The following is a 14508-nucleotide window of genomic DNA, read 5'->3' on the forward strand; positions in this document are numbered from 1 at the left end:
CTGTACGGCAGTCCTGCCACTCCCGGTCAGGAGTGTCCGGCGCGACAGTGGTGTACATGAATGCGACGCAGATGGAAGCACTGATCTCGATGGTGGCCGTTCTCGGCCTGTTCGTCCTGATGACCGCGCCCGCCGTGATCGGCATCCTGCGCGACCGCCGCATCGACCGGCAGATCCGCCGGGCCGCGGCGGCCCCCGTCACGGAGCCGCCCGGCACGCCGGCCGCGTCCCGTCCGGTGCGCCGGGCCGCCTCCCGCCGCCACGCACGCGCGGCGTGAGACGGACCCGGCACCCGGGCCCTAGAAGTCCTCGTCCAGGTCGACCGTGCCCTCCACGGCGACCTGGTACGCGGACGGACGGCGCTCGAAGAAGTTGGTCAGCTCCTGGACGCCCTGCAGCTCCATGAAGGAGAACGGGTTCTCCGACCCGTACACCGGCGCGAAGCCCAGCCGCACCAGCCGCTGGTCGGCGACGCACTCCAGGTACTCCCGCATGGACGCGGTGTTCATGCCCGGCAGCCCGTCGCCGCACAGGTCACGCGCGAACTGCAGCTCCGCCTCGACCGCCTCGCGCAGCATGTCGGTGACCTGCCGGCCGAGCTCCTCGTCGAACAGCTCCGGCTCCTCCTTGCGCACGGTGTCCACCACGTCGAACGCGAACGACATGTGCATGGTCTCGTCGCGGAACACCCAGTTGGTGCCGGTCGCCAACCCGTGCAGCAGGCCCCGGCTGCGGAACCAGTAGACGTAGGCGAACGCGCCGTAGAAGAACAGGCCCTCGATGCACGCGGCGAAGCAGATCAGGTTGAGCAGGAAACGGCGCCGGTCCGCCCGGGACTCCAGCCGGTCGATCTTCTCCACCGAGTCCATCCACCGGAAGCAGAACTCGGCCTTCTCCCGGATGGACGGGATGTTCTCCACGGCCGCGAAGGCCGCCGACCGGTCGTCCGGGTCGGGCAGATAGGTGTCCAGCAGCGTCAGATAGAACTGGACGTGCACGGCCTCCTCGAACAGCTGTCGCGACAGGTACAGCCGCGCCTCGGGCGAGTTGATGTGCTTGTACAGCGTGAGCACCAGGTTGTTCGCCACGATCGAGTCCCCGGTCGCGAAGAACGCCACGAGTCGGCCGATCAGATGCTGCTCCTCGGGCGTCAGCTTCGCCAGGTCGGCGACGTCCGAGTGCAGGTCCACCTCCTCGACGTGCCAGGTGTTCCTGATCGCGTCCCGGTAGCGCTCGTAGAAGTCGGGGTAGCGCATGGGGCGCAGGGTCAGCTCGAAGCCGGGGTCGAGCAGGTTCTTGGTCGCGCTGGTGGTCACTGGCAGGCCTCGCAGGATTCGGGGTTCTCGAGAGAGCAGGCGACGGCCTCGGGGTCGGCCGGCTGCTGGACGGGGACGGGTACGGCGGCGCGGGCCGCGCGGGCGATCCGGGTCGCCGGGCGGGAGCGCAGGTAGTAGGTGGTCTTCAGCCCCTGCTTCCAGGCGTAGGCGTACATCGACGAGAGCTTGCCGATGGTCGGCGTCTCCAGGAACAGGTTCAGCGACTGCGCCTGGTCCAGGAACGGGGTACGGGCGGCGGCCATGTCGATCAGACCGCGCTGCGGGATCTCCCAGGCCGTGCGGTACAGCCGCCGCACGTCCTCCGGGATCCACGCGAAGTGCTGCACCGAGCCGCCCCTCACGCAGCGCCTCACGCAGCGCCTCCCGGGTGCGGGCGTCCCACACGCCGAGCCGCTTGAGGTCCTCCACCAGGTACGAGTTGACCTGCAGGAACTCCCCGGACAGCGTCTCGCGCTTGAACAGGTTGGACACCTGCGGCTCGATGCACTCGTACACGCCCGCGATGGACGCGATGGTGGCGGTCGGCGCGACGGCCAGCAGCAGCGCGTTGCGCATGCCGGTGGCCGCGATCCGGCCGCGCAGCGCCTCCCAGCGCTCCGGCCAGGTGAGCTCGGCACCGTAGTGGTCGGGGTGCAGCACGCCCCTGGCGGTACGGGTCTTCTCCCAGGCGGGCAGCGGGCCGTGCCGCTCGGCCAGCCCGGCGGACGTCTCGTAGGCGGCGAGCATGATCCGCTCGGCGATCCGGGTGGACAGCGCCTTCGCCTCGGGGGAGTCGAACGGCACGCGCAGCCGGAAGAAGACGTCCTGGAGCCCCATCACGCCCAGACCGACCGGGCGCCAGCGGGAGTTGGACCGGGCCGCCTGCTCGGTCGGGTAGAAGTTGATGTCGACCACCCGGTCCAGGAAGGTCACCGCGGTGCGGACGGCCGCGTCCAGGCGCTCCCAGTCGACGCCGTCGCCGTCGACGAAGGCCGCGAGGTTGACGGACCCCAGGTTGCAGACCGCCGTCTCCCCGTCTTCGGTGACCTCCAGGATCTCCGTGCACAGGTTCGAGGAGTGGACCACGTGGCCGGGCTCGGCCGTCTGGTTGGCGGTGCGGTTGGCGGTGTCCTTGAAGGTCATCCAGCCGTTGCCGGTCTGCGCGAGGGTGCGCATCATCCGGCCGTACAGCTCGCGGGCCGGGAGCGTCCTGCGGGCCAGGCCCTTCGCCTCGGCGGCGCGGTAGGCCGCGTCGAACTCCTCGCCCCACAGGTCGACCAGCTCGGGCACGTCGACGGGGGAGAACAGCGACCACTGGGCGTCGGCGTCGACCCGGCGCATGAACTCGTCCGGCACCCAGTGCGCCAGGTTCAGGTTGTGCGTACGGCGGGCGTCCTCACCGGTGTTGTCGCGCAGCTCCAGGAACTCCTCGACGTCCGCGTGCCAGGTCTCCAGGTAGACGGCGGCGGCGCCCTTGCGCCGGCCGCCCTGGTTCACGGCGGCGACGGAGGCGTCCAGCGTCTTCAGGAACGGGACGATGCCGTTGGAGTGCCCGTTGGTGCCGCGGATCAGCGAGCCCCGGGCGCGGACCCGGGAGAAGGACAGGCCGATGCCGCCGGCGTGCTTCGAGAGGCGGGCGACCTGGTGGTAGCGGTCGTAGAGGGAGTCCAGCTCGTCCTTGGGGGAGTCGAGGAGGTAGCAGGACGACATCTGCGGGTGGCGGGTGCCGGAGTTGAACAGCGTGGGGGAGGAGGGCAGGTAGTCCAGCCGCCTCATCAGCCCGTACAGGGCGGCGACCTCCTCCAGCGCCCGCTCGCTGTCGTCCTCGGCGAGTCCGCAGGCCACCCGCAGCAGGAAGTGCTGGGGCGTCTCGACGACCTTGCGGGTGACCGGGTGGCGCAGCAGGTAGCGGCTGTGCAGGGTGCGCAGCCCGAAGTAGCCGAAGCGGTCGTCGGCCGCGGTGTCGACCAGGGCGTCCAGGCGGGCCGCGTGCAGCCGGACGAGGGCCGCCGTCCGGTCACCGATCAGTCCCTCCCGGTGCCCGGTGGCGACCGACCCGGTGAAGGAGGTCACGCCCTGCGAGGCGGCCTCGGCGCGGATGCCGAGGGTCAGCAGCCGGGCGGCGAGGCGGGAGTAGGCGGGGTCCTCGGAGATCAGGCCGGCCGCCGTCTCGGTGGCCAGTTCCCGCAGCTCCGCCTCGTCGGCGGCGGCGGACCGCCCCCGCAGCGCGGCCGCGGCCACCCGGCCGGGGTCGGCGTCGGGCAGGTCGGCGGTCAGCTCGGTCAGGGTCCGCAGCAGCGCGGCCCCGGGGCCGTCGCCCTCCTCGGTCACGCGGGTCGCTGAAGCCGGATCGGCTGGCGCGATGGTCACGTGGGGCTCTCCCTCGCTCGGCACGGGGGCCTCGAAGAGCGCAGGGGGCAGCACACGAGCGCACGCGGCGCCGCGTCCACCGGCCCATTCCGCGAGGCCCGGACGTCAGGGCACCCGGACCGGACGGGCCGGGCGCACTGTCGGCAGGTCCTCGGACTGACTCCCGTGCGCGCCCGTGGGCAGGCAGGGGTACACCGTTGCGGGACAGTTCCGGATTCGCACCGGATTCCCCTGCGGCGACAGCGAGCATGAGCATACATCTTGTGTCGGGTGCCGCCAGCAACCCCATATGTTGTGTCGAGTCGGTGTCAGAGCGTCAGCTCGTAGGTGAGGAGCATGATGTCGTCCAGCTCCGGCAACGGGTTCCAGTCCCGCTCCGGGGCGCGGGTGAAGCCCAGCCGCTCGTAGACGCGGTGGGCGGCGCGCATGGTGCGCTGGGTCGACAGCACGACCCGCGCGCAGCCCTCGATCGCCCGTGCCCGGTCGACGCAGGCGCGCACCAGCGCCTCCCCGGCGCCCCGCCCCCGGCCGGCGGAGGCCACCGCCAGCATCCGGATCTCCGCCTCGTCGGGCCGCGCCATGTCGGCCATCGGCCCGGGCCCCGGGACGAAGGTCACCCCGCCCAGCAGCGTGCCGTGCTCCACGGCGACCAGCACCTCGGCGGCGGCCGCCCGCTTCGCCACGTCCCTGAGCTCACCGAGGTAGGCGTCGCTCTCCCCGAAGTCCAGCAGGCCGTCCTGGAGATAGGCCTGCGCGGTGATCTCACCGAGGTCCGCGTACTCGCCGGGCGTCACCGGCCGGATGACGATGTCCATGCGGGGAGTCTGCCGCACGGGTACGACAGCGGGCCGCCGGTTTTCCACCGGCGGCCCGCTGCCCGGGTACCCGCGACCTCAGTGCGTGCTGCCCGCCGTGGCCGGCGGGAGCTCGGTCCGGACGCCGGGGTCGCCCGCGTCCGCCGTGTAGTCCTGCGGCTTCGTCTCGTCGACGCCCTCGGGCGCCTTGGCCGCCCGCAGCACGAACGTGAGCACCACCGTGACCACCACGTTGATCACGAAGGCGGTGAGACCGATGTAGCCGATCTCGCCGATCCCCGGGATCTCCTTGGCCGAGCCGCCGAAGTGCTTCTGGGTCGGCGAGGCCACCCCGTAGGCGGCGACCGTGCCGTAGATCATGCCGACCGCCCAGCCGCCGATCAGCGCCCAGCGGTGGAACCAGCGGGTGAACAGCCCGCCCACCAGTGCCGGGAAGGTCTGCAGGATCCAGATGCCGCCCAGCAGCTGGAAGTTGATGGCGACCGTCTTGTCCATGGTGAGGACGAAGACCAGCGCGCCCACCTTCACCAGCAGCGACACGACCTTGGAGACGGCGGTCTCCTGCTTCGGGGTCGCGTCCGGCTTGATGAAGTCCTTGTAGATGTTGCGGGTGAACAGGTTCGCCGCCGCGATCGACATGATCGCCGCCGGCACCAGCGCGCCGATGCCGATCGCCGCGAAGGCCACCCCGGCGAACCAGTCCGGGAACATGTTCTCGAACAGCTGCGGGATGGCCAGCTGGCCGTTCTGCACCTTCACCCCGGCCGCGATCGCCATGAAGCCGAGCAGCGCCAGCAGACCCAGCATCAGCGAGTACAGCGGCAGGATCGTGGTGTTGCGGCGGATCACCTCGCGGCTGCGCGAGGACAGCGTCGCCGTGATCGAGTGCGGGTACATGAACAGCGCGAGCGCCGAGCCCAGCGCCAGCGTGGCGTACGTCCACTGGCCCGCCTCACCCGGCACCAGCGCCCCGCGCGGCGCGCCCGTGGCCGGGTTGGTCTCGCTGTACGCCTCCTTCGCGGAGGCGAAGATCTCGTCGAACCCGCCCAGCTTGATCGGGATGTAGATGATCGCCACCGCGATGACCAGGTAGATCAACGCGTCCTTGACGAACGCGATCAGCGCGGGCGCCCGCAGGCCCGACGAGTACGTGTACGCGGCGAGCACGCCGAAGGCGATCAGCAGCGGCAGGTCCTTGACGAACCAGTTGGTGTCCTCGCCGCCGCCGACGCCCATCACGTCCAGCACGGCCTGGATGCCGACCAGTTGCAGCGCGATGTACGGCATCGTCGCGAGGATGCCGGTGACCGCGACGGCCAGCGACAGGCCCTTCGAGCCGAACCGGCCGCGCACGAAGTCCGAGGTCGTCACATAGCCGTGCTTGTGCGACACCGACCACAGCCGGGGCAGGAAGGTGAAGATCAGCGGGTACACCAGGATCGTGTACGGCACCGCGAAGAAGCCGGCCGCGCCCGCCGCGTAGATCGCCGCCGGGACCGCCACGAAGGTGTACGCGGTGTACAGGTCGCCGCCCAGCAGGAACCAGGTGACCCAGGTGCCGAACGAGCGCCCGCCCAGGCCCCACTCGTCGAGGGTGTGCTCGTTGGCGGCCTTGCGCCAGCGCGCGGCCAGGAAGCCCATCACCGTGACGAGTACGAAGAAGAAGATGAAGACGGCGAGTGCCACGCCGTTCACGCCGTCGTTCACTGCTCCGCACCGCCCTTCGGGGCCGTGCGGGCGCGCTGGTCACGCTGCCAGAGCTTGTACGCGATCATCGTCAGCGCGGTCGAGATCAGCACCCAGGCCATCTGGTACCAGTAGAAGAACGGGATACCGATGAGGACCGGGTCGGTCTTGGCGTAGGACCCGACCCACAGCATGGCCACGAACGGTGCGACGAGACAGAGGCCGATGACGACGCGCACGGGCGTCACCACCGGCTCTCGTGTTGTTTCTGGGGCTTGTGACATCAGACGGCTCCCGTCCCCTCACTGATCGCCGACGTTGGCTCGCGGCAATGTAGGTGAGGGGGCGGGGCGGTCGTAACCCCCCGTTGGAGGGGCGGTACTCAGCAGCCGCCCAACCGAGAGGCAACAGCAACGAAAATCCTGTCAACCACCCGGTTCGTCGGGTTTTGCGGCCGCTCCAGGAGGCCGTCCGGCGCCCGCCCGGTCTCGGTCCTGAGGGGTGTTCGGGGCTCAGTCCTGGGGGCGCTTGAGGCGCGCGACGAACTTGTACCGGTCGCCCCGGTACACCGAACGCACCCACTCCACCGGCTGTCCGCCCCGGTCGAGCGAGTGCCGCGACAGCATCAGCATCGGCAGGCCGACGTCGGTGCCGAGCAGGCCCGCCTCGCGCGGGGTGGCCAGGGACGTCTCGATCGTCTCCTCCGCCTCCGCGAGATGGACGTCGTACACCTCGGCGAGGGCGGTGTAGAGGGACGTGTACTTGGTCAGGCTGCGGCGCAGCGCGGGGAAGCGCTTGGCACTGAGGTGGGTGGTCTCGATGGCCATCGGCTCGCCGTTGGCCATGCGCAGCCGCTCGATGCGCAGCACCCGTCCGCCGGCCGTGATGTCCAGCAGGCCGGCGAGCCGGTCGTCGGCGGTGATGTACCCGAGGTCCAGCAGTTGCGACGTCGGCTCCAGGCCCTGGGCGCGCATGTCCTCGGTGTACGAGGTCAGCTGGAGGGCCTGGGACACCTTGGGCTTGGCGACGAAGGTGCCCTTGCCCTGGATGCGCTCCAGACGCCCCTCGACCACCAGCTCCTGCAGTGCCTGGCGCACGGTGGTGCGCGAGGTGTCGAACTCCGCGGCCAGGGTGCGCTCGGGCGGGACCGGGGTGCCGGGAGGCGCCGTCTCGGTCATGTCGAGCAGGTGTTTCTTGAGCCGGTAGTACTTGGGCACACGCGCCGTACGGACCGCGGTCCCACCCTCGTTCTCCGCACTGCTGACGTCGGTGCTCATGCTCTGCCTTCCCGGCTCCGGCTGCCGAAGCGACCGACATCCCATCGGCCACGGCTGACATCGTGGCACGGCTCGGGACGGGGAGATGCCCCCCGTACGCTCCGTGATCCCTTTTGTATACCCCTGGGGCTGGTGCTGGTCCAGACCACGGGCGGTGGTCAGAGCCCCTGCCAGTCCGGCTTGTTGGCGTAGGTGTGCCGGAAGTAGTCGGCGAGCTTCAGCTTGGAGGCGGCGGCCTCGTCCACGACCACGGTGGCGTGCGGGTGCAACTGGAGCGCGGAGGCCGGGCACACCGCCGCGACCGGTCCCTCGACGGTGGCTGCGACCGCGTCCGCCTTGCCCTCGCCGGTGGCCAGCAGCACCAGGTGCCGGGCTTCCAGGATGGTGCCGATGCCCTGGGTGATGACGTGGTGCGGCACCTGGTCGATGTCGCCGTCGAAGAAGCGGGCGTTGTCCACCCGGGTCTGTTCGGTCAGGGTCTTGATCCGGGTGCGCGAGGCGAGCGAGGAGCACGGCTCGTTGAAGCCGATGTGCCCGTCCGTGCCGATCCCCAGCAGCTGCAGGTCCACGCCGCCGGCCTCGGCCAGCTCCCTGTCGTAGCGCTCGCAGGCGCCCAGCACGTCCTCGGCGGTGCCGTCCGGACCCAGGAAGGACTCCATCGGGATGCCGAGCGGTTCGAGGACCTCGCGGCGCAGCACCGAGCGGTAGGACTCGGGGTGGTCGGCCGGCAGCCCCACGTACTCGTCGAGCTGGGCGACCCGCGCCCGGGAGATGTCGGTGGCGCCGGAGCGGACCTTCGCGGCCAGCGCCTCGTAGACGGGCAGCGGCGTGGACCCCGTGGCCACGCCCAGCAGGGCGTCCGGCTTGCGCCGCAGCAGCTGGGCCATGGCCTCGGCGACGGTCTCGCCTCCCGCCTTGGCGTCCGCAACGATGACAACTTCCACGGTGGGCCTGCCGATCTTCCGGTGGACTCGACTGGGACGGGTCCCGGCGGTGCGGGACCATGTGGTTTAGACCAATCTCAATCTAGCAGAGCGGGGCCCGCCGACCGAGGTGGAACGGGCCCTCGGGCGTGGTTCCGCCGAAATTCCCGCCGCCGACCGCCCCCGTCGGCCACCCGCTCGGGTTAGGGTGCGGTGCGGACGCGACTGCGTCCAGGTGGACGCGGAGCGACGACAAAAGAACGGTGTTCCACGCATTTACAGGGGCAGTGGTCTAGTCCACAATGCGTAGCAGGACACACAGACCTGCCTTCCCCGCACAGGAAGGCGGACCGAGGATCCGGAGCTCTCTGCCCTGACTGCCCCGGCTCCTCATCCTTCGGCCGACCGGGACCGCACACCCCACGGCCGATATTGCTCCGGGCTGCGGTGCCGGGAGGGTTGAGGGTCCCTCCCAGGCGCCGCGGCCCGCGGGTGTTTCCGGGCCGGATGATCCCGCGGGTACGCTCGCTGACGTGCCCTCCATGAACGAACTCGTACGCCAGCACACCGCCCTCGACGACACCGATCTCGAGTGGCTCCACCTGCTGGTCTCGGAGTGGCAGCTGCTCTCCGACCTCTCCTTCGCCGACCTGGTCCTGTGGGTCCCCACGCGCGACGGCACCCGCTACGTCTCCGTCGCCCAGATGCGGCCCAACACCGGCCCCACCTCCTACCAGGACGACATGGTCGGACACCTCGTCCCGCGCGGACGCCGGCCCATGCTGGACGCGGCCCTGGACGAGGGCCGCATCGTGCGCGAGGGCGACCCGGAGTGGCGCGAGGAGGTCCCCGTCCGGGTGGAGTCCATCCCGGTACGGCGCGAGGGACGGGTCCTCGGCGTCATCGCCCGCAACACCAACCTCCTCACCGTGCGCACCCCCAGCCGGCTGGAGCTCACCTATCTGCAGAGCGCCTCGGACCTGGCCCAGATGATCGCGGCCGGTTCCTTCCCGTTCGCGAACCAGCAGCTGGAGATGGACGCCTCGCCGCGCGTCGGCGACGGGCTGATCCGGCTCGACGCCGACGGGGTCGTGCAGTACGCGTCCCCCAACGCCCTGTCCGCCTACCACCGGCTGGGTCTGGCCGCCGACCTGGTGGGCCATCACCTCGGGCAGACCACCGCCGAACTGGCCCCCTCGCGCGGGCCGGTGGACGAGGCGCTGGCCAAGGTCGCCAGCGGCTGGGCGCCCCGCGAGTTCGAGATCGAGTCCGACGACGGGGTGATCCAGTTCCGCGCGATCCCGCTCAAGCCGAAGGGCACCCGCATCGGGTCGCTGGTGCTGCTTCGTGACGTGACCGAACTGCGCCGTCGCGAGCGCGAGTTGATCACCAAGGACGCGACCATCCGGGAGATCCACCACCGGGTGAAGAACAACCTCCAGACGGTGGCCGCGCTGCTGCGGCTCCAGGCCCGCCGGATCGGCTCCGAGCGCGGCAGGGCGGCGCTGGAGGAGGCCGTGCGGCGGGTGGGGTCCATCGCCATCGTCCATGAGACGCTGTCTCAAAACCTGGACGAGCGGGTGGAGTTCGACGAGATCGCCGACCGGGTGCTCGCGATGGTCGCCGAGATCTCGCCCGGCAAGGTCACCGGCCGGCGCTCGGGCCGTTTCGGCATACTCGACGCCGAGGTCGCCACACCGCTGTCGATGGTGCTGACCGAGGTGCTGCAGAACGCCCTGGAACACGGTTTCCGTGAGGGCGAGACCGGCACCGTCGAGGTGTCCGCGGTCCGCGGCGGCACGTCCAGGGAGGCGCGCCTGCTGGTGACCGTGCAGGACGACGGGGTGGGTCTGCCCGAGGGCTTCGACCCGCACACCGCCGGCAACCTGGGCCTGCAGATCGTACGGACCCTGGTGGAGGGCGAGTTGGGCGGCACCTTCGACATGGTCCCGGCCCCGGGCCGGGGGACCCGGGTGATCCTCGACATCCCCGTCCAGGGAGACGCGTAAGTTCCGGTCCCCGTCGGGGGCGGGCCGGCCGTACCTGGCCCCGGACAGCAAAAGACCCCGGACCGGGGTCCGGGGCTGATGCTCGTTCCTTCGGGTTCCCCTGCTCGAACGAGGTCGGGCTTCGGGGGGAACCGCGCGCTGCGGCTCGGGGCGGGAGATGCGTGTGCGCCGTCCACGGAATCATCCGGACGAGCGCACACGCGCCGCCAAGCTCAGGCTGTCACCAGGGGTGGGGTCGTCAGGCGGAGGCCTGACGCGCCCGGTTGCGGGCCGCGCGGCGCTTCATCGCGCGACGCTCGTCCTCGCTGAGACCACCCCAGACGCCGGAGTCCTGACCGGACTCGAGCGCCCACTGCAGGCACTGCTCGATCACCGGGCAGCGGCGGCAGACGGCCTTGGCTTCCTCGATCTGCAGCAGCGCGGGACCGGTGTTGCCGATGGGGAAGAAGAGCTCGGGGTCTTCCTCGCGGCAAACGGCGTTGTGACGCCAGTCCATGGCTGCTACCTCTCCTTGGTATTACTGCAAGTGCTTGTGAATGTGAACGCTTTCACGAATCCCCCAACAAGGGAAGGGCCGACCGCCAGGTTCCCTGGCGTGGTCCTTGGGTTTGAAGAGGGGTTCCGGTGATCTGTGGAGGCCGGTGTTGCGGGCCGTCCCGATCGCCAAGAAGAGACTCGCAAACCTCGGCGGCGGATACAACCCCTTCCGAAAAGTTTTTTTTGATTCTTCGGTGTCGACTAGGTCACAGCCGTACTTCCATGGGGTGGACCCTGGCCTAAACGTTCGACTGAAAGGACTTTGGCCCTTTCTGCTCACACAATCACACGCAGTGCACGGCGTACGCCTGTGAACGTCACGCTGGTTCGCAGCCCGAGGTGGTCACCGTCCATCTGAAGGGGCAGCGGCACCTTCGAATGCAAGGTGAAGCGTGTCAAGTCGTGCCGGGACACCGCGTGTCTGCCGCGAGGGCCGCGCTCCGGGGACGAAGTGAGCAACTGGGTGCCATACCGGGCAACCGCGGCGGTGGACATCCGGCTCAGACCGAAGAGATCGAGTCCTGTGTCGAACGACGCCTCGGGCGACGCGTAGATCGGGCGGTTGCCGAGGAACGTCCACGGCGAGGTGTTCGAGACTATGGACAGCACCAGGTCCTCGACCGGTTCCTCGCCCGGGTGCTCCAGCGTGATCACCCCGCGCCGGCGGTGCGGGTCGCCCAGCAGCTGACGCACCACCTGGCGCATGTACAGCGCGTGCGTCGACTTCCGGCCCCGCTCCCGCTGCTGCTCCACCCGGCCGACCACGCCCGCGTCGAAGCCCAGCCCCGCGTTGAAGGTGAACCAGCGGGCCGGGACCGCCTCGTCCTCCGTGCCCGGGGTGCCCGAGGTCAGCCCCAGGCCCACGGTCCGCTCCCGGCCCTCGCGCAGGGCGTCCAGCAGCACGCCGGTCGCCTCCACGGGCTGGTTGGGCAGCCCCAGGGCGCGGGCGAAGACGTTGGTGGAGCCGCCGGGGACCACGGCGAGACCGGGCAGGTGCTCCGGATCGGGGCCCGCGTGCAGCAGGCCGTTGACGACCTCGTTCACCGTGCCGTCGCCGCCGAGCGCGACGACCAGGTCGACCTCGCCGCTCTCCGCCGCCTGCCGGCCCAGGTCGCGCGCGTGGCCGCGGTACCCGGTGGTGACCGCCTCCAGCTTCATCTCGCTGGCGAGCGCGTGGATCAGCACGTCGCGCGTGCGCGCACTGGTGGTGGTTGCCGCCGGGTTGACCACGAGAAGTGCGCGCATGACGTGCAGCGTACCTACTGAGCGGTACCTGGCCCAGACCGAGGTCCACCCCGCGGACCGGGCGGGGCGTGAACCTCGACACGGGGCGGCTCCCGGGCGCGGGCTACCCTGCAGGGGTGAGCAGCGAGCAGACCTCCACCACCGCCCCCGACGACGCCGGCACCCGCCCGCGCCGTCTGACGTACGCGGCGGCCCTGGCCGCGCTGGAAGGCCTCGCGCTGGTGGCCGGCGGGGTGTGGATGCTGGTCCTCGGGCTCACGGGCGAGCCGGACGACCGGCAGCAGGCCGTCACCGGCGGGGTCACGCTGATCGTCCTGGCGCTGCTGCCGCTGCTGGCCGCGCGCGGCCTGTTCGCCCGGCGCGGCTGGAGCCGCGGGCCCGCCGTCATCACGCAGGTCATGGCGCTGCCGGTGGCCTACAACATGCTGCGGTCCGACGGGGTGGCGATCCCCGCCGGGATCGTGCTCGCCGTGGTGGCCGTGACCGCGCTGGTGCTGCTGATCAACGCCGAGACGACCCGGGCCCTCGGCATCCGCGGACCCGGGAACGCGGACGACGCCGCTAAGTGACCCGCCCGCGCGGTCGTCACGGGCGCGCGCTCGTCGCGGGCGTTCTCCGGCCGGGCGGTCGCCCGCTCACTCCTCCACGAGCAGCTTCTCCCGCAGCTGGGCCAGGGTGCGGGCCAGCAGCCGGGAGACGTGCATCTGGGAGATACCGACCTCCTGCGCGATCTGCGACTGGGTCATGTTGCCGAAGAAGCGCAGCAGCAGGATCCGCTTCTCGCGCGGCGGGAGGTCCTCCAGCAGCGGCTTGAGCGACTCCCGGTACTCCACGCCTTCCAGCGCCTCGTCCTCGGCGCCGAGGGTGTCGGCGACCGCCGGGGACTCGTCGTCGGTGTCGGGGACGTCCAGGGACAGCGTGGAGTAGGCGTTCGCCGACTCCAGGCCCTCCAGGACCTCCTCCTCGGAGATGGCCAGCTTCTCGGCCAGCTCATGCACGGTGGGGGAGCGGCCGTGCAGCTGGGACAGCTCGGCCGTGGCCGTGGTGAGCGCCAGCCGCAGCTCCTGCAGCCGGCGCGGAACGCGCACCGCCCAGCCCTTGTCGCGGAAGTGCCGCTTGATCTCACCGACGACCGTCGGGGTCGCGTAGGTGGAGAACTCCACGCCACGGTCAGGGTCGAAGCGGTCGACGGACTTGATCAGCCCGATGGTGGCGACCTGCGTGAGGTCGTCCAGCGGCTCGCCGCGGTTGCGGAACCGGCGCGCCAGGTGCTCGACGAGCGGCAGGTGCATGCGCACCAGCCGGTTGCGCAGCTCCGCGTACTCCGGACTGCCGTCCTGCAGCGCGCGCAGTTCGAGGAAGAGGGCGCGCGCCCCGCTGCGGTCGTGCGGGTGGTGATGCGCGTGCGTGCCCGGCGCACCCGGTGCGCTCCGCGCGCCGGTGGCGGGCGGCGCCGCCCGGTCCTCGGCCTGTCGCTCGTGCTCGCTCATCGTCCCGCCCGTCGCCCTTCCCCGAGCGCTCGCCTCGTCCCCCGCCACCGGCTCGGCCCGGGCGGGGGCGTCCCCGCCGGGTGCGGCCGGTCCGGCCGCGGACGCGCCCCGCGCGGCGCCGCCGCCCTGCCCGCCGCCCGGCGGGACACCCTCCGAGGGGTCGTCCTCCGGATGCGGCCGGGCCTGCTCGGGGATGCCGTCGATGCCGTCCGGCACGCGCTCGGCCGGCAGCTCCCGTGTGCCGCGTTCTTCGTCCCGCACCGGCCCGTCCTCGCTCCTCACGCCGGCCCGGGTCCCGCGCCGCGCTGTTTGTAGAGGCTGATCGACACGGTCTTGTCCTCGTCGACGGCGGAGGAGACCTTCCCCGCGAGCGCGGACAGCACGGTCCAGGCGAAGGTGTCCCGGGACGGGGCGTGGCCGTCCGTGGTGGGCGCCGAGACGGTGACCTCGAGCGAGTCGTCGACGAGCCGGAAGACGCAACTGAGCACCGAGCCCGGCACGGCCTGCTGGAGCAGGATCGCGCAGGCCTCGTCGACCGCGATGCGCAGGTCCTCGATCTCGTCGAGGGTGAAGTCCAAACGGGCCGCGAGACCGGCCGTGGCCGTACGCAGCACCGACAGGTAGGCCCCCGCGGCCGGCAGCCGGACTTCCACGAAGTCCTGGGTCGCGGGCTCGCCTGCGATCTGGGACACCCTCACCTCCAAGGTGGTACAAGCGTTTCAGGGCCTGGTTTCGCCCCCGGGCAACGCGCTACGTGGTTCAGCGGTGACGCTATCGCGCTCCCGGCAGTCCTGTCGCCGGGACCCCGACCCCGATGCTGTCACTCATAGTAAAACTGTG

The 14508-nt window shown here is 71.0% G+C and carries 13 protein-coding genes, 1 pseudogene and 1 riboswitch; of the genes and pseudogenes, 3 read left to right on the forward strand and 11 right to left on the reverse strand.

Annotated features, from left to right (window positions below; all coding sequences use genetic code 11):
* The first annotated feature begins 56 nt into the window (after positions 1-56).
* Complete coding sequence (locus F3L20_RS05660) at positions 57-278, forward strand: hypothetical protein (RefSeq protein WP_167534473.1); 222 nt, start codon at positions 57-59, stop codon at positions 276-278.
* A 21-nt stretch (positions 279-299) separates the two neighbouring features.
* On the opposite strand, the gene F3L20_RS05665 is transcribed toward F3L20_RS05660, so the two are convergent.
* The 7 genes and pseudogenes from F3L20_RS05665 to nagB form a co-directional block, all read right to left on the reverse strand.
* On the reverse strand, positions 300-1256 hold the full coding sequence (locus tag F3L20_RS05665; RefSeq protein WP_240810927.1) for a ribonucleotide-diphosphate reductase subunit beta: 957 nt from the start codon (positions 1254-1256) through the stop codon (positions 300-302).
* 56 nt (positions 1257-1312) lie between these two features.
* Positions 1313-3686 (reverse strand): annotated as a pseudogene (locus F3L20_RS05670) (ribonucleoside-diphosphate reductase subunit alpha).
* 125 nt (positions 3687-3811) lie between these two features.
* Positions 3812-3979: riboswitch (cobalamin riboswitch) on the reverse strand.
* Between the two features lie 15 nt (positions 3980-3994).
* Positions 3995-4501, reverse strand: a complete 507-nt coding sequence (locus tag F3L20_RS05675) for a GNAT family N-acetyltransferase (protein WP_150152735.1) — start codon at positions 4499-4501, stop codon at positions 3995-3997.
* Positions 4502-4579: 78 nt separating this feature from the next.
* The gene (gene mctP / locus F3L20_RS05680) at positions 4580-6208 is read right to left on the reverse strand and encodes a monocarboxylate uptake permease MctP (protein ID WP_145827289.1); all 1629 of its coding nucleotides are present in this window, start codon (positions 6206-6208) and stop codon (positions 4580-4582) included.
* Positions 6205-6471, reverse strand: a complete 267-nt coding sequence (locus F3L20_RS05685; RefSeq protein ID WP_150152737.1) for a DUF3311 domain-containing protein — start codon at positions 6469-6471, stop codon at positions 6205-6207. The genes mctP and F3L20_RS05685 overlap by 4 nt, the downstream gene beginning before the upstream one ends.
* Before the next feature lie 228 nt (positions 6472-6699).
* Positions 6700-7464: a GntR family transcriptional regulator gene (locus F3L20_RS05690; protein WP_024884420.1), complete on the reverse strand. Its 765-nt coding sequence runs from the start codon at positions 7462-7464 to the stop codon at positions 6700-6702.
* A gap of 158 nt (positions 7465-7622) precedes the next feature.
* Positions 7623-8408 (reverse strand): glucosamine-6-phosphate deaminase, encoded by a 786-nt coding sequence (gene nagB / locus F3L20_RS05695; RefSeq protein WP_150152739.1) that lies wholly within the window; start codon positions 8406-8408, stop codon positions 7623-7625.
* A gap of 521 nt (positions 8409-8929) precedes the next feature.
* Between nagB and F3L20_RS05700 the strand changes: the two genes are divergently transcribed.
* The gene (locus F3L20_RS05700; RefSeq protein WP_150157231.1) at positions 8930-10396 is read left to right on the forward strand and encodes a sensor histidine kinase; all 1467 of its coding nucleotides are present in this window, start codon (positions 8930-8932) and stop codon (positions 10394-10396) included.
* A 238-nt stretch (positions 10397-10634) separates the two neighbouring features.
* Here F3L20_RS05700 and F3L20_RS05705 read toward each other — a convergent pair whose 3' ends face one another.
* Both F3L20_RS05705 and F3L20_RS05710 read right to left on the reverse strand, forming a co-directional pair.
* Positions 10635-10892: a WhiB family transcriptional regulator gene (locus F3L20_RS05705; RefSeq protein ID WP_003992873.1), complete on the reverse strand. Its 258-nt coding sequence runs from the start codon at positions 10890-10892 to the stop codon at positions 10635-10637.
* Positions 10893-11209: 317 nt separating this feature from the next.
* Entirely contained in the window at positions 11210-12178 is a 969-nt protein-coding gene (locus F3L20_RS05710) for a diacylglycerol/lipid kinase family protein (RefSeq protein ID WP_150152741.1), read from the reverse strand.
* Between the two features lie 116 nt (positions 12179-12294).
* Here F3L20_RS05710 and F3L20_RS05715 point away from each other — a divergent pair, with 116 nt between their 5' ends.
* A complete protein-coding gene (locus tag F3L20_RS05715; protein ID WP_150152743.1) occupies positions 12295-12747 on the forward strand; it encodes a hypothetical protein in 453 nt (150 codons plus the stop codon).
* Between the two features lie 66 nt (positions 12748-12813).
* Here F3L20_RS05715 and F3L20_RS05720 read toward each other — a convergent pair whose 3' ends face one another.
* Both F3L20_RS05720 and F3L20_RS05725 read right to left on the reverse strand, forming a co-directional pair.
* Entirely contained in the window at positions 12814-13929 is a 1116-nt protein-coding gene (locus tag F3L20_RS05720) for an RNA polymerase sigma factor SigF (protein WP_167534474.1), read from the reverse strand.
* 17 nt (positions 13930-13946) lie between these two features.
* A complete protein-coding gene (locus F3L20_RS05725) occupies positions 13947-14360 on the reverse strand; it encodes an anti-sigma regulatory factor (protein ID WP_004925829.1) in 414 nt (137 codons plus the stop codon).
* Positions 14361-14508 lie beyond the last annotated feature (148 nt).

The organism is Streptomyces tendae (genome assembly GCF_008632955.1).
Taxonomy (GTDB): Bacteria; Actinomycetota; Actinomycetes; order Streptomycetales; family Streptomycetaceae; genus Streptomyces.